General features: G+C 70.2%; 18 protein-coding genes, 2 tRNA genes and 5 pseudogenes. 15 read left to right on the plus strand and 10 right to left on the minus strand.

The window, feature by feature from the left end; translation table 11 throughout:
- From K228_RS0114155 to K228_RS27185, 3 genes and pseudogenes are all read right to left on the minus strand, one after another.
- Positions 1-272: pseudogene (locus K228_RS0114155) on the minus strand (hypothetical protein); the annotation flags it as partial.
- Between the two features lie 68 nt (positions 273-340).
- Positions 341-607 (minus strand): hypothetical protein, encoded by a 267-nt coding sequence (locus K228_RS0114160; protein ID WP_025619029.1) that lies wholly within the window; start codon positions 605-607, stop codon positions 341-343.
- Positions 607-852: a helix-turn-helix domain-containing protein gene (locus K228_RS27185; protein WP_080671605.1), complete on the minus strand. Its 246-nt coding sequence runs from the start codon at positions 850-852 to the stop codon at positions 607-609. The genes K228_RS0114160 and K228_RS27185 overlap by 1 nt, the downstream gene beginning before the upstream one ends.
- A gap of 542 nt (positions 853-1394) precedes the next feature.
- Between K228_RS27185 and K228_RS28340 the strand changes: the two genes are divergently transcribed.
- The 10 genes and pseudogenes from K228_RS28340 (at position 1395) to K228_RS28350 (ending at position 6022) form a co-directional block, all read left to right on the plus strand.
- Positions 1395-1499 (plus strand) — tRNA-Ile (locus K228_RS28340).
- A 261-nt stretch (positions 1500-1760) separates the two neighbouring features.
- A complete protein-coding gene (locus tag K228_RS0114165) occupies positions 1761-2129 on the plus strand; it encodes a VOC family protein (protein ID WP_025619030.1) in 369 nt (122 codons plus the stop codon).
- Positions 2130-2276: 147 nt separating this feature from the next.
- On the plus strand, positions 2277-2405 hold the full coding sequence (locus tag K228_RS29190) for a DLW-39 family protein (RefSeq protein ID WP_011903934.1): 129 nt from the start codon (positions 2277-2279) through the stop codon (positions 2403-2405).
- Positions 2406-2443: 38 nt separating this feature from the next.
- Positions 2444-2516, plus strand: a tRNA-Ala gene (locus K228_RS0114175).
- Positions 2517-2566: 50 nt separating this feature from the next.
- Positions 2567-3139: pseudogene (locus tag K228_RS30185) on the plus strand (helix-turn-helix domain-containing protein); the annotation flags it as partial.
- Positions 3134-3397: pseudogene (locus K228_RS30190) on the plus strand (VOC family protein); the annotation flags it as partial. The pseudogenes K228_RS30185 and K228_RS30190, both read left to right, overlap by 6 nt.
- Positions 3398-3462: 65 nt before the next feature.
- Complete coding sequence (locus K228_RS28345; protein ID WP_155251584.1) at positions 3463-3639, plus strand: hypothetical protein; 177 nt, start codon at positions 3463-3465, stop codon at positions 3637-3639.
- A gap of 228 nt (positions 3640-3867) precedes the next feature.
- Positions 3868-4854 carry a sigma-70 family RNA polymerase sigma factor gene (locus tag K228_RS0114190; protein ID WP_033776908.1) on the plus strand — a complete coding sequence of 329 codons (987 nt, stop codon included), beginning with the start codon at positions 3868-3870 and terminating at the stop codon, positions 4852-4854.
- Between the two features lie 64 nt (positions 4855-4918).
- The gene (locus K228_RS0114195) at positions 4919-5842 is read left to right on the plus strand and encodes a YybH family protein (RefSeq protein ID WP_025619033.1); all 924 of its coding nucleotides are present in this window, start codon (positions 4919-4921) and stop codon (positions 5840-5842) included.
- 42 nt (positions 5843-5884) lie between these two features.
- Positions 5885-6022: a hypothetical protein gene (locus K228_RS28350; RefSeq protein WP_245603477.1), complete on the plus strand. Its 138-nt coding sequence runs from the start codon at positions 5885-5887 to the stop codon at positions 6020-6022.
- Between the two features lie 25 nt (positions 6023-6047).
- Here K228_RS28350 and K228_RS0114205 read toward each other — a convergent pair whose 3' ends face one another.
- The 3 genes and pseudogenes from K228_RS0114205 to K228_RS27195 all read right to left on the minus strand — a co-directional run.
- Positions 6048-6476: a type II toxin-antitoxin system VapC family toxin gene (locus tag K228_RS0114205; RefSeq protein ID WP_245603478.1), complete on the minus strand. Its 429-nt coding sequence runs from the start codon at positions 6474-6476 to the stop codon at positions 6048-6050.
- Positions 6473-6718 carry a FitA-like ribbon-helix-helix domain-containing protein gene (locus tag K228_RS0114210; RefSeq protein ID WP_025619035.1) on the minus strand — a complete coding sequence of 82 codons (246 nt, stop codon included), beginning with the start codon at positions 6716-6718 and terminating at the stop codon, positions 6473-6475. Before K228_RS0114210 ends, K228_RS0114205 begins: the two co-directional genes overlap by 4 nt.
- A gap of 238 nt (positions 6719-6956) precedes the next feature.
- Positions 6957-7160, minus strand: a pseudogene (locus tag K228_RS27195) (hypothetical protein); the annotation flags it as partial.
- Positions 7161-7268: 108 nt separating this feature from the next.
- Between K228_RS27195 and K228_RS0114220 the strand changes: the two are divergent.
- Positions 7269-8222: an L-threonylcarbamoyladenylate synthase gene (locus tag K228_RS0114220; protein WP_025619037.1), complete on the plus strand. Its 954-nt coding sequence runs from the start codon at positions 7269-7271 to the stop codon at positions 8220-8222.
- Positions 8223-8309: 87 nt separating this feature from the next.
- Here the strand turns inward: K228_RS0114220 and K228_RS0114225 are convergent, their stop codons facing one another.
- A complete protein-coding gene (locus K228_RS0114225; RefSeq protein ID WP_025619038.1) occupies positions 8310-12788 on the minus strand; it encodes a cation-translocating P-type ATPase in 4479 nt (1492 codons plus the stop codon).
- Between the two features lie 117 nt (positions 12789-12905).
- Here K228_RS0114225 and K228_RS0114230 point away from each other — a divergent pair.
- Both K228_RS0114230 and K228_RS0114235 read left to right on the plus strand, forming a co-directional pair.
- A pseudogene (locus tag K228_RS0114230) lies at positions 12906-13266 on the plus strand (hypothetical protein).
- A gap of 120 nt (positions 13267-13386) precedes the next feature.
- The gene (locus K228_RS0114235; RefSeq protein ID WP_018722533.1) at positions 13387-13581 is read left to right on the plus strand and encodes a hypothetical protein; all 195 of its coding nucleotides are present in this window, start codon (positions 13387-13389) and stop codon (positions 13579-13581) included.
- 101 nt (positions 13582-13682) lie between these two features.
- On the opposite strand, the gene K228_RS0114240 is transcribed toward K228_RS0114235, so the two are convergent.
- The 3 genes from K228_RS0114240 to K228_RS0114250 all read right to left on the minus strand — a co-directional run bounded on the left by K228_RS0114240 (position 13683) and on the right by K228_RS0114250 (position 15329).
- The gene (locus K228_RS0114240) at positions 13683-14318 is read right to left on the minus strand and encodes a DsbA family oxidoreductase (protein ID WP_025619039.1); all 636 of its coding nucleotides are present in this window, start codon (positions 14316-14318) and stop codon (positions 13683-13685) included.
- Positions 14319-14338: 20 nt separating this feature from the next.
- Positions 14339-14767 (minus strand): SufE family protein, encoded by a 429-nt coding sequence (locus tag K228_RS0114245; protein WP_025619040.1) that lies wholly within the window; start codon positions 14765-14767, stop codon positions 14339-14341.
- Between the two features lie 136 nt (positions 14768-14903).
- Positions 14904-15329 (minus strand): CBS domain-containing protein, encoded by a 426-nt coding sequence (locus tag K228_RS0114250; RefSeq protein WP_025619041.1) that lies wholly within the window; start codon positions 15327-15329, stop codon positions 14904-14906.
- Between the two features lie 243 nt (positions 15330-15572).
- Between K228_RS0114250 and K228_RS0114255 the strand changes: the two genes are divergently transcribed.
- Together K228_RS0114255 and K228_RS0114260 are read left to right on the plus strand one after the other, a co-directional pair.
- Positions 15573-16340, plus strand: coding sequence for an SGNH/GDSL hydrolase family protein (locus K228_RS0114255; RefSeq protein WP_025619042.1), 768 nt, complete (start codon positions 15573-15575; stop codon positions 16338-16340).
- A gap of 159 nt (positions 16341-16499) precedes the next feature.
- Entirely contained in the window at positions 16500-17081 is a 582-nt protein-coding gene (locus K228_RS0114260; protein WP_025619043.1) for a TetR/AcrR family transcriptional regulator, read from the plus strand.
- The last annotated feature ends 115 nt before the right edge of the window (positions 17082-17196 follow it).

Genomic DNA, 17196 nt, shown 5'->3' on the forward strand with positions numbered 1-17196 from the left:
TACAGCCCGACATGCAGGCACAGACTCGTGCTCACCGAGGGCGCCGGTGTGCCGGCGAGAGAGCCGATCCGGTCAGCCACCGCACGTAGGTCAGCGGCGAGATCCTGCCAGTAGTCCGGCCCCGGGGTGGCCTGCGGCTCTGCTGCCGGCGTGGGCAGCGGGTGCTCGCAGTCCCAGCCGCGGCTGCGGAAGCAGGCCGGCGAGCAGTGGACACCAGCCGCGGCGGCGGCGCAGCCGGGGCGCTCGGTGGTGTCGGTACGATCGGTGTGCATCTGGACTCCTTGGTTGATCAGGTTCTGGTCCGGGTGTCGAGCCCCTCGCCGTTGCTGCGGCGGGGGGCTCACTTACTGCTGGGCGGTGCGGCGCGCTTCTTGGCGCTGGCCAGGGCCATACGCCGGTAGTGCGCCGTCTTGAGCCGCTGCACGGCTGCGGCGAGTTCGTCGGGCGGTAGGACGCCCTGCGGGTCGGCCTGCCGCTCCCACTGCCTCAGCCGTGCTATCCGCGCTGGAGCAAGGGTGGCCTTCCGTGCCTCCGCGCTGGTGATGCGTGACCAGCGCGTCAGGCTGCCGATAGATGCGGCGAGCTGCCGCTGAGCCGGACTGGCCATCAGGCGGCCCGACGGAGCTGTGACGGGTCAGCCTCGAGGTCAAGTGCGCCGGCAAGGCGTCGAAATAGGGGTGGGGAGATGGTTGGCTTAACTCCACGCTCAATCTGGCTCAGGTAACCAAGGCTGAGGCCAGCACGATCCGCAAGCATGGTCAACGTCAGTCCGGCGAGCTTTCGGCGCTCCCGTAGGGCTGCCCCGTCGATCTCCACCCCGCTGGGTGCGTAGTTCGGTGTTGCATGGGTCATGCCGGCAAAGCTACCAGACTGAGCCAGGATGAGCCACTCACAAGTTCAAGATTGAGATGAATGAATGACTTGTGCGCTAGATTGAGCCGGAGTGAGCTGCCATGATGGCGCGTATGGAAGACCGACGCGCCGCACTAGGAGCCGCGATCCGGCAGCGACGCCTAGCACTTCGCCGCACCGAGCGCGAGGCCGCAAAGCTGGCGCAGATCGCACGTAACACGTGGTCAGGTGCGGAAAAGGCCACAGTCCGTACGTCTGAGCACGTCTGGCCTGGCATCGAGCATGCACTCGACTGGGAGCCGGGTAGCGTCGCTGCGATCTTGAGCGGTGACGACCCAACCCCCCGCGCCCGAACCCGGCCACAGCCCGCCGCTCCGTCGAGTGGCGATGAACTCGCTGAGGAGGTGGATCGCATTCGCAACCTCAAGATCTCCGCTACCGCCAGGCGGCGAATGATCGAGGCGCTCATCTCGGTCTACGAGGAAGCAGCAGAGGAGGAAAGCGGCGGTGTAACACCAGCTTCGAGACAGCAGTAAGGTATCGGTGTTGTGTAGGTCAGCGGCACCCAGGGGACGCGAGATCGAACGATGCTGGGACCGGCAGAGCTGATAACTCTGAGGTCGCTGGTTCGATTCCAGCTAGCCCCACCTACCACTCGGTCCTCACATTCTGAGGGCCGAGTTTTTTCATAGAGCCGATCGAGGTCTCCACCCGCGCCCGGCCGCTCCTGGCCCTATTCCGGCAACGCCCTGCTCGCCGAGGTGTCAGACACCGATGTCACCGGCCGGACAACCTCGGCACCGGCGGCGAGACACTGGAAGTGTCGTACCCCACCCCTAGCCTTGCGCCGTTCGATGTTCTGTCCTGGCCCGCCTTCCACGGGTCGGTTCGCCTTCGAGGAGGTTCGGGTGCTCAACCACCTTGGCATTCAGGTGCGCGATTTCGATGCCAGTCTCGCCTTTTATGATGCCGTCCTGGCCCCACTTGATGGGCGTCGCCTGATGGAGTTCCCGGGGGCGGTCGGCTATGGCGGCAGCACCCCTGACTTCTGGCTCAGCCCGCTGGGCGGTGCGATCGGGGGCGTCGAGGCGCACATCGCCTTCACCGCGCCGGACCGGGCTGCGGTGCAGGCGTTCCATGACGCCGCGGTGGCGCTCGGGGCGGAGGTGCTGCATGCGCCCCGGGTCTGGCCGGAATATCACCCGACCTACTTCGGTGCTTTCGTCCGCGATCCGGATGGCAACAACGTCGAGGCGGTCTGCCATCAGCCGGAGTGATCGCTTCCGCAACGCCAGCGGGGGTGGGGGCGGTGATGAGTGGTCCGGTGGCCACGTGCCGGCGGGCCCGTTAACCGGGCCTTGCTTCCGGCTGATACGGTCCTCGGGTAGGTCCGACGGCACTGTCGAGCGTGAGGGGTTGCCCTAATGTTCAAGAAGCTGCTGATCCTCGTCGGTATCGTCGGTGTGGCGGCAATCGTGGCCAAGCGAGTCAAGGAAACCAACGACGAGCGTGCTCTGTGGCACGAGGCCACCACCGCGCCCGATCTGCGCTGACCCGCACTGGTCGGCGTTCGGCGGCACGGACCGCTTCCGGGGCCCTAGCTCAACTGGCAGAGCACTGCCTTTGCAAGGCAGGGGTTAGGGGTTCAAGTCCCCTGGGCTCCACCTTCCAAGCCTGTGACTAGGCATGACGTAGTTTGACCTGCCATCGGTGCGTGTGGGAGCAGCGAGCTTCGCCCATGCCCGAGGTCCGGACAGTCTGGCGTGCCTACGTCGAGGAGGCCGCTGACTACATCGACGAGGCGAGCGAGCACTGGGGCCTGTCGTTCATCCGTCGCCCCGATGGATCGCTGGCGGCTGAGCTGGCGGGTCCGCGGATTACGGGTCTGCCGATTTGCTCACATGCGGGGGAGTCCTACTGGGGCGTCGAGCTCTCCGCTGACGTGGTGATCCCAGGCGTGGACAAGGCGTTGCTGCGCGGTGCGATTGCTGAGCTGCCGGTCGCCGACGGGCAGGTAGCGCTCGGGGGCCGCCGCTGTCGTGTTCCTGGGTGGGAGGGACACGAGTCCTTCGTCGCGCGGCTTGTGGCCGACGGGGTGTTGGTGGCGGATGCCGACATCCGGCGGGCGCTCAACGGCGACGACCGTGGGCTGTCGCGACGGAGTTGGCAGCGGCGGTTCCGGTCGATCACGGGCCTGCGCCGCAAGGAAATCGAGCGGCTCGACCGGGCGCGTCGTGCCCACCAAATGCTCAGCGAGGGAGTGCCGCCGCCCGAGGTCGCTCTCGCGCGGGCCGTGCAGCGTGGCGCGCGGATCATTACTCGGCCGACCGACTTCTTCGGCACGGTCTTTTCTCGGATGCGTGACCCGTGGGGCAACATGTGGTGGGTGTATCAGTACGCCGTGGCCCCGGAACTGGACTGGGACGGCGGGGGCGGCAGTGACGCGGGCTCCACCGAATGGTCCGACCCCGACCTGGCCCACATCCACCGAACCCTCGTGGAGGCGATGCCGCGGCTGGACACCGAGCCCAGCGGCGAGCGTTAATTCATGTAGAGGGCCGACCTTAACCTGCCCCCGCCTGAAGTGATCATGGACTGGGAGGGCGCGCCGTGCTGAGCTATCTCCACCCCCGAGTCTCTGTCCCCGCGCTCGTTGGGCTCGTCCTGCCGATGGCCTTCCTCTCCGGCTGCGGGGAGGATGCCCCAGGACGGACCGTGGAGGCGGACGGAATCATCACGTTCGTGGCACCGGAGACCAATGGAGGCCGAGACGGCCCCCGCCAGTAGCACTCTCGGCCCCGGTGTGACGCGCCTTTTCCAAGGCACTCTTCGCCGCCGCGGGCGACCTGGGTCGTGGTCGGCGTGCAATGCGGGCAGGCTTTCCTGGCACCGCGGACATGTCCCCGCAACGAAGGCTCACCCCCGCGTTGTCGATGTAGCCTGGCGCTGGTGAGCGGTGCCGGAGGTCGCGAAAGCAGTTCGAGGCGGCTGGGCGAGGCTGCTGCGACGCAGTTGGTGGCGGCGCGGGCCGGTGACGGCGATGCCTTCGGCCGGTTGGTGGGGCCGTTGCGGGACGAGCTACGCGTCCACTGTTACCGGATGTTGGGGTCGGTCCATGACGCGGAGGATGCGGTCCAGGAGACCTTGGACCGGGCGTGGCGCAGCCTGGAGCGCTTCGAGGATCACGGGTCAGTTCGGCCGTGGCTGTACAAGATTGCGACGAACCGGTCGCTGACGATTATTGAGCGTCGGGGTCGGCGTGAGTTGCCCACGGATCTGAGTCCGGGCGGTGCGCCGCTGACCGAGGCGGCCTGGCTGGAGCCGTACCCCGATCGGCAGATGGACTGGACGGCGCGGCTGAGCCCCGAAGCTCGCATCGTGGCGCGAGAGAGCGTGGAGTTGGCGTTCGTCGCTGCCTTGCAGCACCTGTCGGTGTCGCAGCGAGCGGTTCTGTTGCTGCGCGACGTGCTCGGCTACACCACCGGTGAGGTCGCTGAGGTGTTGGGCACCACGGTGGCCGCGGTCAACAGCGCTCTGCAACGGGCCCGCAAGGTCGTTGTGAAACTTCGCCCCGAAGCCAGCCAACAGCAGACCCTGCAGACGCTCGGCGACGCGGAACAACGAAAGGTGGCCCGGCGGTACGTGACCGCCTGGGAGGCTGGCGACGTTGACGCCATCGTGGCGATGCTGACCGAGGACGCACGATACTCGATGCCGCCGCTGACAAGGTGGTACGCCGGCCCGGTAGCAATCCGCGGGTTCCTGGTCGAGGCGGTGCTGCGACATCGCTGGCGGTTCGTGCCGGCCTGGGCGAACGGGCAGCTCGCGTTCGGCACCTACCTGTGGAGCGACGAGCGGGGCGCGTACGTCCCGGCGGGTTTGGACGTGCTGACGCTGCGCGGGCGGCAGGTGGCCGAGGTGGTCTCGTTCCTGGACGCCGACTTCCCGACCTTCGGCCTGCCGGTCCAGCTGTGGGAAGAGAACCTGCCCGGCGCGCGATGATTTTGCGGACTGGCCCGGGTTGTAGTCCTGACGGACGCATCAACCCGGAAGGACCGAGCCGACCATGGCTACCAACGAGGAGCAAATCCGCACCCTGATCGAGCGCTGGGCCAAAGCGGTCCACCACGGCGATCTCACCGGAGTTCTTGCCGACCACACGCAGGACATCGTGATGTTTGACGTGCCGCCGCCGCAGCAGGGGGTGCGGGGTCTCGACGCCTACCGCGAGACCTGGCCACCATTCTTCCGATGGCAGGCCCAGGGCGCCTCGTTCGACGTCGAGGCGCTGGAGGTCACCGCGGGCGAGGATGTTGCCTTCGCGTACGCCCTGCTGCGCTGCGGCACCGAGCGCGACTTCGCCGACAATCCCGATAGCCGGCTGCGGCTGACGTTCGGTCTGCGCAAGCAGGCTGGCCGATGGGTCATCGTTCATGAGCACCACTCAGTTCCGCTCACCGACGGGTCCACCGCGGCCGACCCCGCTCCGCACCAGGACCACGCCGCCGCCGAGCAGGACCACGCCGCCGCCGAGCAGGACCACGCCGCCGCCGAGCAGGACCACGCCGCCGCCGAGCAGGACCTGCGCCAGCTGCATCAACGCTGGTTCGCCAGCACCGCCGCCAAAGACCTCGACGGCCTGATGGCCCCCATCGCCGACGAGGTCGTCTCCTATGAGCATGACCAGGTGCTGCAGTGCGTCGGGGTCGACGCCATCCGCGAGGTCTGCAAGGCCGGTCTCGACGCGGCCGGCGACAGCAGCGTCACCTGGCACGTTCCCGACCTGAAAGTCCTGGTCGATGGTGACCTCGCCGTCGCCTGGGGGCTCAACCATGTCAAGGTGACCGCTGGCAGCCAGCCAGTGGAGAGCTGGTCCCGTGGGACTCGTGTCTTCCAGCGCAGAGATGGCGCCTGGCTGATGACCCACCAGCACCTCTCCTACCCCTTCGACCCGGTCACCGGTGACGCCAAGACCGACCTTCGCCCGTAACGGGAACGGCGGGTTGTCGACCAACTGCTTGGGAGGACGGCGATGTCGGGCAACGAGTTGTGGCAGGTACGGGTCTTCGTGGGGCCCGATGCCATGGGAAACGTCACCGGCGTGGTGACGGTGGGCCCGGATACGCGGTCCGACGACCTGGCCGCCGATGCGCCCGGCTGCCTGCCCTGACCCGGTAGGCAGCCGGGCGCACGAGTCAGGTAACCGTGGTTTGCCAGGGATCAAGGACGTCGATTCCGGTGTCCGCGAAGTCCTTGGTGTTCCGGGTGGCGAGGGTGGCTGCTTGGGCGCGGCAGATGGCGGCGATCTGGGCGTCGAAACCGTTGATCGGTTGGCCGAGCCGTTCCCGGCCAGCGACTACGCCGGCGTAGGCGCCGGCGGCGGCGAGGTCGAAGGGCAGCACTTGGCGTGGGAAGGCGGCGAAGATCTCATTGGCCGCCTGGTGCAGTGATTCCCGGCGCTGACCCTCCGGCAGCCGCGCGATGCCGTAGCGGATTTCGGCGACGGTGACGGCAGTGGTGTACAAGCCGGCGCTCGAACTCTGCTGGATCCACGCGAGCACCGCTGGGGCGGGCTGCGCCCGCATGAGCTCGGAGACGACGTTGGTGTCGAGAACGATCATCATTCGGGCAGCCGCGCCGCGCGGGGTGGCGTGGCACGGTCCGGCAGATCCAGTTCGACGCCGCCGAGTCTGGCGAATCGATCGGTGAGTGCGCTGAACAGGTCGGTTGCCGGCGCGTCCTCGGCGACGGCGGCGGTGAGGATGTCGCGGATCTCGGCTTCCATGGATCGACCGTGCCGTGCGGCGCGGCGGCGTAACTTGTCCCGGACCGCGTCGTCGAGATCTCTGATGCTGAGGGCTGCCATCGCTTCTCCTCACCGAGGAATGAGAGCAATGCTAGCACCGGTGGCGGGTTGGACGGCACTCCGCTACCTACCACTATCCGGTAGGAGGCGGAGGGCCGGTGCAGCCCGGCCCCGTCAGCCGAGTGTGATCTCCGGCGTCAACGGCGTGTCCGCCTCGGCGGTGTCGACCTCCCGCACCACCCCCGCTGCTCGAACATCCCGGCTGACCAGAGCGAAGGCGGCGAGGTCGGTGGCGCGGGGTGTGGGAGAAGACGTGACCGACGTGCAGCGCCCCGCTGACCGCCGGCGGCGGGGTGTCGATCGAGTAGACCTCGTCCCGGGATACCGAGCGATCGAAGCGATAGGTGCCGTTTTGCTCCGATACCCGCGACCAGACCTTCTCGATGCCCTGGAGGGACGCTCTGGCCGGTACGGCTATTCGCTTCTTGGCGTTCTCGGTCATGGGTCCGAGTTTTGTCACTGCTCCAGCGAAATCTTGCACGCTGATCGGGTCGGCGGCGGGGGAGGGGTTCCGGCAGGCTAGCGTCGAGGCGTGAGCACGCCGCGAGTTTTGCCCGCTGACAGCGGTGCCGCCGAGGCCGCTGCCATCCTGCGGGCCGGTGGTCTGGTGGCCCTACCCACCGAGACGGTGTACGGCCTGGGCGCGAACGCACTGGACGCCCCGGCGGTGGCTCGGATCTTCGCCGCCAAGGCGCGGCCGAGCTTCGACCCGCTGATCAGCCACCTGGCTGAGGCGGCGGAGCTGGAGAAGCTGGTGGGTACGGTGCCGGCGGCGGTGGCGGTGCTGGCCGAGCGGTTCTGGCCCGGGCCGCTGACGCTGATCGTGGACCGGCCGTCGGTGATCCCGCCAATCGTCACCTCCGGGCTGGAGACGATGGCGGTGCGGGTGCCGGACCACGCGGCGACGCGCGAGTTGATCGCGGCGGCCGGGGTACCGGTGGCAGCACCGAGCGCGAACCGGTTCGGCCAGCTCAGCCCGACCCGGGCCGAGCACGTGGTGGCGGGGCTGGGGGCGGCCGTTGACGTGGTGCTCGACGGCGGGCCGACTCGGTGTGGGATCGAGTCGACGATCGTGGACGCACGAGGCGACCGTCCGGTGGTGCTGCGGTTGGGCGCGCTGCCGGTGGAGTCGCTGCAGGAGGCGGTCGGTCCGGTGCTGGTCCGGCCGGGCAGTTCGGGCCAGCCGGTGGCGCCGGGGACGCTGGCGGCGCACTACGCCCCGCGTACGCGGCTGCGGTTGGCCACCGATGTTGAGCCGTCCGACGGCGGCGCCGCCCGGCGGGGGTTCCTGGGCTTCCGGGGCGCTCCGGTGGGGGACTGGGCGGCGGTCGAGGTGCTGTCCAGCCGGGGCGACCTGACCGAGGCGGCGGCCCGGTTGTTCGACGCGCTACATCGACTGGATGGGGCCGGCGTCGACGAGATCCTGGTGGAACCGGTGCCCGAGGTGGGGGTGGGCCGGGCGATCAATGACCGGTTGCGCCGCGCCGCCGCCACCTGGACGTAGCCGCCTGCCGGGTACGACCTTCTCTCGGCGGATGCCGGGACGGCCTGCGTTCCCTGGAGGTGGGCGACGATGATCATTCCCCTGGCGCTAGCCGTCATTCCCGGCGCTGGCTGCGTACCCCCGAAGGCGGGCGAGTAGGTCGTGTAGGTCCACCCCGGGGCGGGGCGGGGCCGGTAGCTGCTCCACCAGGCGGGCGACCGTGCCGTTGGCGAGTGCGGCCCCGGCCGCGGAGCCGGTGGCGATCGTCCAGCTGATCGGGCCGAGCGGGGTGCAGCCGAAGAATTGACTGAGGCCGGGAGTCTGTACGACCAGTACGAGTACCCCCACCGAGCCGGCGGTGGAGATCAAAACGCCGGGGGTGGTGCCGCCGGCCAGCAGGGTCTGGCCGAGCTGGGTGCCGATCAGCGACACCAGGGCTACCGTGCCGGCCCGGCGGGGTGACGCCGCCACCCACCGGGACAGCATCCAGCCGGCGGTGGCGCCGAGCGCGGTGGAGGTGGCACGGACGCCAAGTTCCCGGTTGAGGGTGGCGCCGAGGGAGGTGTCGGGTCCTTCCCGGAGCAGGTTCTCGCTCTGTTCCGGCGGGGGTGGCCGGACCGCAACGGCCAGAGCGGGGGCCAGATCAGTGAGCAGGTTGACGAGTAGCAGTTGCCGGCCGTTGAGCGCGGAGCGGCCGTCAGCGGCGGCGGTAACGATGCTGAACGCGATCTCGCCAAGGTTGCCGCCGAACAGGATGCTCAGCGCGTGCCGGACCGACGACCACATGGCCCGCCCTTCGGCGAGGGTGGCGATGATGGTCTCCAGCCGGTCGTCCAACACCACCAGGTCGGCCGCCGCGCGAGCCGCGGGGGTGCCGCGCTGTCCGAGGGCGATGCCGACGTCGGCGAGGCGGATGGCGGGTGCGTCGTTGGCACCGTCGCCGGTCATCGCCACGGTGCGACCGCAGGTCCGGAGCGCCTGGATGATCCGTACCTTGTGGGCGGGGGTGCACCGGGCCACGACGTCGGTGGTGACCAGGCGAGCCGCCAGCGCCTCGTCGTCGAGGTCCACGAGGTCGTTGGCGGTCGCCACCCGCTGGCCGTCACCGGGGCTGATCACCGAGGCGATCGCCTCGGCGGTGGCCGGATGGTCGCCGGTGATCATGATCGTGTGCACTCCCGCCTTGCGGATGCTCTCCACCGCCGGGGCGGCGCTGGCCCGGATCCCGTCGGCCAGCGCGAGGATGCCGACGAAGGTCAGGCCCTGGACGTTGTCGTCGGCGATGGACTCGTCGGACACGGCCCGTTCGGCGAGGGCCAGTATCCGCTGGCCGGCCCCGGCGTGCCGGAGCAGCTCCTCTTGGACCGCCTCCCGGGTCGCGTCGTCCAACGGCACCACCCCGGCCTCGGTCCGCCGGTTCCGGCAGCGGGGCAGGACGGTCTCCGGGGCGCCCTTGACGCTGAGGACCAGGCCGGCGTCACAGGTGCCGACGGTGGCGTGGTAGCCGCGGGACGGTTCGAAGGGAAGCCCTCCGGCGGGACGCCAGTCTTCGGCATCGGTCTGCTCCACCGTGTGGGTCTCCTGGGCCGCCTGGCGGATCGCCCGGTCGGCCTGCTCGGGAAGCTGTTCCGGGTCCTCGGCGTCCGGAGTGGCGCGCAGCGCGACCGCGAGGATCATGCGGAGGTGGTCGTCGAGCTGGTCCACGGTGTCGAACCGAGTACCGTCGCCGACTCCGGAGAGCACCAGCCGCCCCTCGGTCAGGGTTCCGGTCTTGTCGAAGCAGAGCACGTCGACGCGCCCCAACGCCTCGATCGTGCGGGGGTTACGCACCAAGGCGCCGCGTTCGGCCAGGCGCCGGGCCGCCGCCAGCTGCGCGGCGCTGACCAGGAACGGCAACCCCTCGGGCACCGACGCGACGGCCAGGTTCGCGGCGGTTGAGGCGGTCTCCGCCAGCGGTACGCCGCGCGCAACGCCGGCACCGGCGACCGCGACGGCGGATCCGAGCGCGAGCGGTATCGCCGAACCGGTGAGCCCGCCGAGTCGCGCTTCGACGCCGCCGCTGGGCCGGGCCTGCCGAGCGAGGCTGAGGCTGCGCCCGGCCTCCGTGTCGGTACCGGTGGCGACGACCACGCCCCGGCCGTGACCGGCGGCGACGGTGGTGCCTTCGTACAGCATCGAATGGCGGTCGGCGATGTCGGATGCGGCCACCGGTTGGTCGGTCTTGCCGACCGGCAACGATTCACCGGTGAGCGAGGACTCGTCTGCCTCCAGCCCCGTGGCCTCGAGGACCCGGCAGTCGGCCGGTACGGCATCACCTGGTTCCAGGATGATCACGTCGCCGGGGACCAGGTCGTCGGCGGGTAGCTGCTGCTCGGCATCGCCGCGCCGGACCCGGGCGGTGATGGCCGTACGGGACAGCAGCTCGGCCAGCGACCGCTCGGTGTTGCGTTGGTGTGCCGCCCCGACCAGGGCGGAGCCGCCGACCACACCGCTGACCAGGGCGGCGTCAACCAGGGAGCCGAACGACGCGGACAGCACCGCTCCGGCGGCGAGGACCGGGGTCAATGGGTTGGCCAGCTCGTCCAGGAAGGCGCGGAGCAGGGTCGGAGTCGGACCACCGTCGGCGACGTGGTCGGAGCGTCGGCGGTCGGCCTCCGTCGGATCCAACCCGTCGAAGCTGCTACCCAGCTCGTCGAGGACGGTTCCCGCCGGCATCAGGTGCCATGGGGCCGCCGTCCGCCCGGCGGGGGCCTGGGTCGGTTTGGGCAGGTGGTGAGCCCGCCACACGCCGTGGGCGAACGCCAGCGCCGCCGTCCCGTTGACCGCGGCCTGAGTCCGGTCCGGGAGCTGTTCCTGTGCGGCGGTGAGGGCGGACAGCGTCCCGAGACCGGTGCCTCCGAGCCCCAGCCGGATGTTCTGCGTCGTCATCCGGCGCGCCACCCCAGCTGCCTCGACTACCAGCGCGCAGGCCCGGAGGTCGGTTCCGACCAGTAGGTGCGCACCCCAGGGTGGCAGTTCCTCGTCGATGGTCAGGCCGAGGCCGCAGTCGGCTGCCGCGAGCGCCCTCCGGTCACCGGAGAGCAGCATCACGACCGCGCCGTCGCGTTGCAGTTGGCGTACGGTTGCGGTGAGCTGGGCACCGCCGGCGAGGACGGTGTCGGCGAAGTCGTACCGGCTTGGGTCGTCGTCCGCCACGACCAGCCGCAACCCCGCGCGTCGAGCGGCGGCCGGTAGGAGATCCACGCCGGGGGCCGGCTCGGCCTCGACCCGGAGCAGCGCGACGAGCCGACCGCCGTGTGCCAGGCCGAGGAGTCGGCCACCGGAGGCGCGCAGCCGGTCGCTGTGCAGGGTGTCGCCCGGGTCAGCCGCGTCGAGGCGGTCCAGCGGGCCGAGATCCCAGCCATCGCCGTGCTGGACCGCCGTCGGCTGATCCGGGTCGAAGAGGGCAAACGCTCGGGCACCCACCTCGCCCAGCTCCGCGTCGCCCAGTGGCGCCAGGTCGGTGAGGACACCGCGGTCGGAGCCGAGGATCGCGGCGTCCAGCACCAGCGTGTCGATCCGGTCGAGTTCGCGGAGCACGCGGCGGTCCATGGCGATGACGCCGCGCCGCGCGAGCAGGCTACCGAGTTGGGCGGCGTACCCCTCCCGGCCGGCACCGCTGGCCTTCGGAAGCGCGGCGAGGCCGAGTGCGGCGGCGCGTTTCGGACCGGCCACCGGGACCGCGGCAGCGGCGGCTGCCACCCCGGCGTGGAGCATCCGCAGCACGTACGTCTCGGCCGGTCCATCCGGTTTCGGGCAGGGACGTTCGGTGGGCAGGACGGGGGCAGCGGCCCGGCCCGGGGCGCCGGTGAGCCGGGGTTCGGCCGTTGTCCACGCGCCGAGTTGGGCCCGCGCCTCGCCCCATTGCACCACCCGCTGGAGGCTGTCCAGGACGATGCCGGTCCAGCCACCCGCGAGGCCCTGCGTCACCGCCTCGGCCAGCGGGAAGAGTAGGTCGGAACGCGGGTCGGCGCGTACTCCCCGGTCGGCGAGGGCATGCAGCCTCGGGTGCAGGTCGACCGCGTTGAGGAGGCCGGATACCTCACCCGGCACCGGGGTGAAGGGCAGGATCCGGGTGGCAGCGGAGATCGTCAGACCGAGCGCGTCGGAGGCGAGGGCGCCGAGCGTACGGGGGGTGCGGGGGCCCTCCTCCGGCGGGTGCGGCGGGGGGATCTCCGGGTCCGGTTCGTGTGGGCTGATGCGTTCGGCGCGGGCCACGGTGGCGATCAGGTCGCGCAGCCTTGGCTCGGGGGAACCGACGGCGACCACCACCCGTCCCGAGGGGGCGTTCACCCGCGCCCAGCTCACGCCGGGTACGCGTTCCAGCGCCGCTTCGACCTGCCGGGCCAGCTGGTCCCCGCCGTCCTGACAGACACCGTGCACCTCGATGTGGTGTCGGCCGTAGCGGGACCAGACCCGGCGGCGGGTCAGTCCGGTGAGCCGTGTGGCCCGGGCAGCGGCGGATCCGAGGTTGCGGGCCGCCTGCCCCATCAGCTGGGGCACGGCCGGCACGCGCACGCTGCCAGCAACGCGGCCCAGCGGGATCATCGAGGCGTACGGCGGGACTCGTGTCGGCCCGATCCCCCGGTGTCACTCTTCCCGTACGCCATCCCGCCTCCCACGCCGTGTGTCCCGGCGGTCTTACTTCCCGCCCGGCCGTCCGTTATGCCCTTGGCCAGCGGTGAAGTTCTGCCGACCAGGACGGCATGGAGGACGGCGACGGTGGAAAACCACGGCGGTCACCGCCGTTTTCTGGGAGGTCGAGATGAGTGTGTTGACCCGGGATCTCAGTGGGAGTCGGGACATGATCCGGACGTTCACCCGCCGAGTGGAGGTGCCGGTACTGGGGGAGGTGGCGATCCCGCCGCCAGACAAGCTGGCGTACTACGCGGGCGTGGGTCTGCTCACCCTGCTGCAGGTCATCGAGTGGCCGGTGGCATTGGTGGTCACCGCTGGTCACGTGCTCGCCGATCAGCATCTTTCTGGGCTGGCCAAGGGGCTTGGGGAGGCGATGGAGACCGCTTGATCACCCCGGCGGCCCTCGGCCCTCGGCGCCCCTGGGCCGGGTGGTGGGCGGCGGTCACGTTCGGGGGAACCCGTCCGTGGCCACCGCTCCACTCGGCGCGGACGGACCTACGGTGGCCTCATGTTCACCCTGGTCACCACCGTGATTCTGTACGTCGGAGGGTTCGTCTTCCTGTACGGAGTGATCCGCCTCGCGATCCGGCACGCCCTGGAGGAGGCGGAGGTGCGTCGGATCCAGGCCCAGCGGGCCGAGGAGTTGGCCGCCCACCGTGATCGGACCCTGCTGGAGGGAAAGGGCTATCTCGCCGGGAGCTGACCTGGCAGCGGTGCCCGCACGGCCAGGCAGCTGTGGTTGTCAATGTTGTTGCACGTGAAACATCAGGATGGTCGATTCCCCTGGCCGGCGCCGGTGCTCCATCAGGCCTCGGTCGCCAGTTGTCGCTGGGCCTCGGTCAGGGCGGCGAGCAGGGCTGACGAATCCTGCGCGCCGCTCACCGCGTACTTGCCGGCGAGAACGTAGGTCGGCACGCTCGTGATGCCGAGTTCCCGCGCGGCGGCCAGCCGGGCGCGGACCTCGGCTACCTGCCCGTCGGACTCGAGGAAGGTGTGGGCTGCCGCGGCGTCCAGGCCGACCTCGCCCGCGATCGTGGCCAGCGCCGGCCGGGAGCCGATGTCGACGCCGTCGCGGAAGTGGGCCCGGTGTAGCGCCTCTACCGTCTCGGCGGCCCGGTCCCGCTCGGTCGCCCAGGCGACCAGCCGATGCGCGTCGAAGGTGTTCGCGGCGAGCGCACGGTCGAAGTCGAACTCAATGCCGTCTCCGGCGGCGGCCCGAGTGACCTGGTCGGCCATCTGCCGCGCGCGTTCCCGGCCGCCGAACTTCGCGCCCAGCGCGTCCAGTAGTGGCAGCGGCTCGGGAACCGGCGCCGGGTCGAGCTGGAACGGTCGGTAGCTGACGGTCGCGGCGCCGTCGTAGGACGCGAGCGCCCGCTCCAGCCGGCGCTTGCCGAGATAGCACCAGGGGCAGACCAGATCGCCGTAGATTTCGATCTCCATAACCGAAGGCAACCCGGGCGTCAGCGCGTCTGTTCCCGGACCTGACGTTTGAGTCGGGCCAGGACCGCGGTGCCGCCCCGGATCCGCAGCGGACTTACCGCCTGGGCCAGCCCCATCCGCTGGTACAGGTCGTCGGGGACGGCCAGCACCTGCGCTGGCCGAGCGCCGGCGAGCCCCTCAGCGAGGATCCCCGCGAAGGCGCGGGTGGTGGCCGCCTCGGGTGGGCAGTCGAAGACGGTTTCGACGCTGCCCTCCGGAGTTACGCGTGCGCGCAGGAAGAGCGCCGTCTGGCACTCCGGGACCTGCTCCATCTCCGCGCGGCCGGGGTGCCCGGACGGCAACGGCCCGATGGCGTCGGCGTACTCCAGCAGGAGTTCCAGCACGATGTCACGGGGTGCCGTGGCGAACTCGTCCACAATCTCGACCAGCCGGGGAGGCATCTCGGGCATCCCCTCAGGCTACCGCCGCCCGGAATCCGGGCCGGGCGGTGTGACGACGAGGCGCGCCCATCTCACGGCCGGGTGAGGCGTGCCACGTCGCGGCGGCAGGGTGTGCCCGCCTCACGGCCGGGTGAGACGTGCCACGTCACGGCGTCGGGGCCTGCCCGCTGAGTTGGCCGAGCGCCGACTGAGGGTCGAGCCGCAGGACGAGGTCACCGAGGGAGACGATGCCGACCAGCCTCCGTTCGTTGTCGCAGACCAGCACTCGCCGTACGCCCCGCTCCCGCATGAGGGCCGCCGCCTCGCCCGTGGTGCAGTTCTGTTCGATCATCACCACCTCACGGGTGATGATCGATTCAATGGTGGTCCGGGCCGGGTCGCTCCGTAGGGCGACGGCTCGGACCACGATGTCCCGGTCCGTGAGTACCCCGGCGAGGGTGGCGCCGTCGGTGGCGACCACGTCCCCGATGTCGGCCTCCTTCATCACCCGTGCGGCTTCGTCCAGAGTGGTATCCATCGGTAGGTAGATGACCTGCCTTGTCATCACGTCGCTGACCCGGAAACTGGTCATGGGACTCCTTTGGAAGCGATCCAGCCCGATCGGGACGCGGTTCCCCGTTCCACCCTTACTACACCTGTCTCTGCGGTCACCCTTCGACCAGAGGTTGTCCGGCTTCCCATCGCCTCGATGTCACCCGGCTCCGACCCGGGGGCACCGGCAGAGGCACCATTGCTGAGAAACTATCGCTTCTCAGGCAGGGCTCACCGCTACCGGAGGCGGAGACACGAGCCCTTCCCTACCCTGGAGGGTGTAGTGGGCTGGCGCAGTTTCGTGGCGGTCGGGGACAGCTTCACCGAGGGCCTGAACGACACGTACCCGGACGGCGGCTTTCGGGGCTGGGCTGACTTGGTGGCCTCCCGGCTCGCGGTGGAGGCCGGGTCGGAGTTCCGGTACGCGAACCTCGCAATTCGTGGCCGGCTCTTTCCCCGGGTGGTGGACGAGCAGGTTCCCGCCGCGTTGGCGATGCAGCCGGATCTGATCAGTTTCGCGGCAGGTGGGAACGACGTGCTGCGGCGAAGCTTCGACCCAGAAGACCTGATCGCGCGCTTCAACGACGTGGTGGGGCGGCTGCGTGCAGGCGGGGCCGACGTAGTCCTGTTCCGCTTCGCCGACGTCATGGCGCGCCTGCCCGGGCAGCGGCTGGTCGCCCCTCGAGTGCAGCTACTCAATCAGGCGGTTGGTGACACGGCGGAACGGCACGGCGCGATCCTGGTCGACCTGTACGCCGACGATACGTACCTGAATCCGATGCTGTGGAGCACCGACCGGCTGCATCTCTCCTCCGCCGGGCACCGGCGGGTGGCCGCCCAGGTGCTGACGGCGCTGGGGGTCAGCTGTGCCGAGGATTGGTTGTTGGCCCCGGAATGTCCGCTGCCCAAGCCGTGGCTGACGGCCCGCACCGACGACCTCCGTTGGGCCACCCAGCACCTGGCGCCCTGGCTCACGCGTCGCCTCACGGGTCGCAGCTCCGGCGATACGGTCACCGCCAAGCGCCCCATCCTGACCCGGTTGACGGACTGACCGGCCCAGCGCTGTCCAGCGCGGACCACCGCGCCTGGTCGCTACCCGGTTGTGCCTCGGGAACCCGAGGCACAACCCCGGCCACTGCACGCGGTGGAGTCTGCGGACTACGCTCTCCCCGTGACGGTGCAGCAGTCGCCCAGAGCGGCGAACGGCGATGTGGGCGGCGGCCGGCGTCGGTCCCGCAAGGAGGAGATCCTCGAGATCGCGGTCGGGCTGTTCGCTGCCCGGGGCTACCACGGTGTGTCAATGGACGACATCGGCGCCGCCGCCGGGGTGACCGGTCCGGCGCTCTACCACCACTTCGCCGGCAAGGAGGCGATGTTGGTCGCCGCCTTGACCCCGGTCAGCGAAGGGCTGCTCACCGGCGGCCGGGAGCGGGCCGCCGCCCATCCCGACGATCCGCGCGCCGCACTGGAGTCGTTGATCGACTTTCATGTCGACTTCGCGCTGGCCCAGCCGGCGGTGATCGCCCTGCATCTGCATGAGCTGGACCGGTTGCCTGATCAACCGCGTCGCCGCATTCGCCGGCTCCAGCGGCTGTACGTCGAGGAGTGGGTCAGCGTGCTGACCGCGTCGCACCCGGGCTTGCCCGACAACGAGGCACGGGTGCTGGCCCACGCCGCCTTCGGCCTGATGAACTCGACCCCGTTCCTCGGCGGCGTGGTGGACCGGCAGCGCCGAGCCGAGCTGCTCCGGGGCGCGACGCTGGCTGCCCTGTTGGCACCGACAGCCCGCTGAGTATTGGGCCCGGGCCCGAGGTTGCCTCAGGCTGGATCGAGGGGCTGTGCCGCACACTGACTCGTCAGTAGCCGGGGTGGCATGGTTCCCTAGCTGTCCGTTCGACCCCGGGACG

Origin of the sequence: Salinispora cortesiana, from assembly GCF_000484695.1 — a bacterium.
Lineage (GTDB): Bacteria > Actinomycetota > Actinomycetes > Mycobacteriales > Micromonosporaceae > Micromonospora > Micromonospora cortesiana.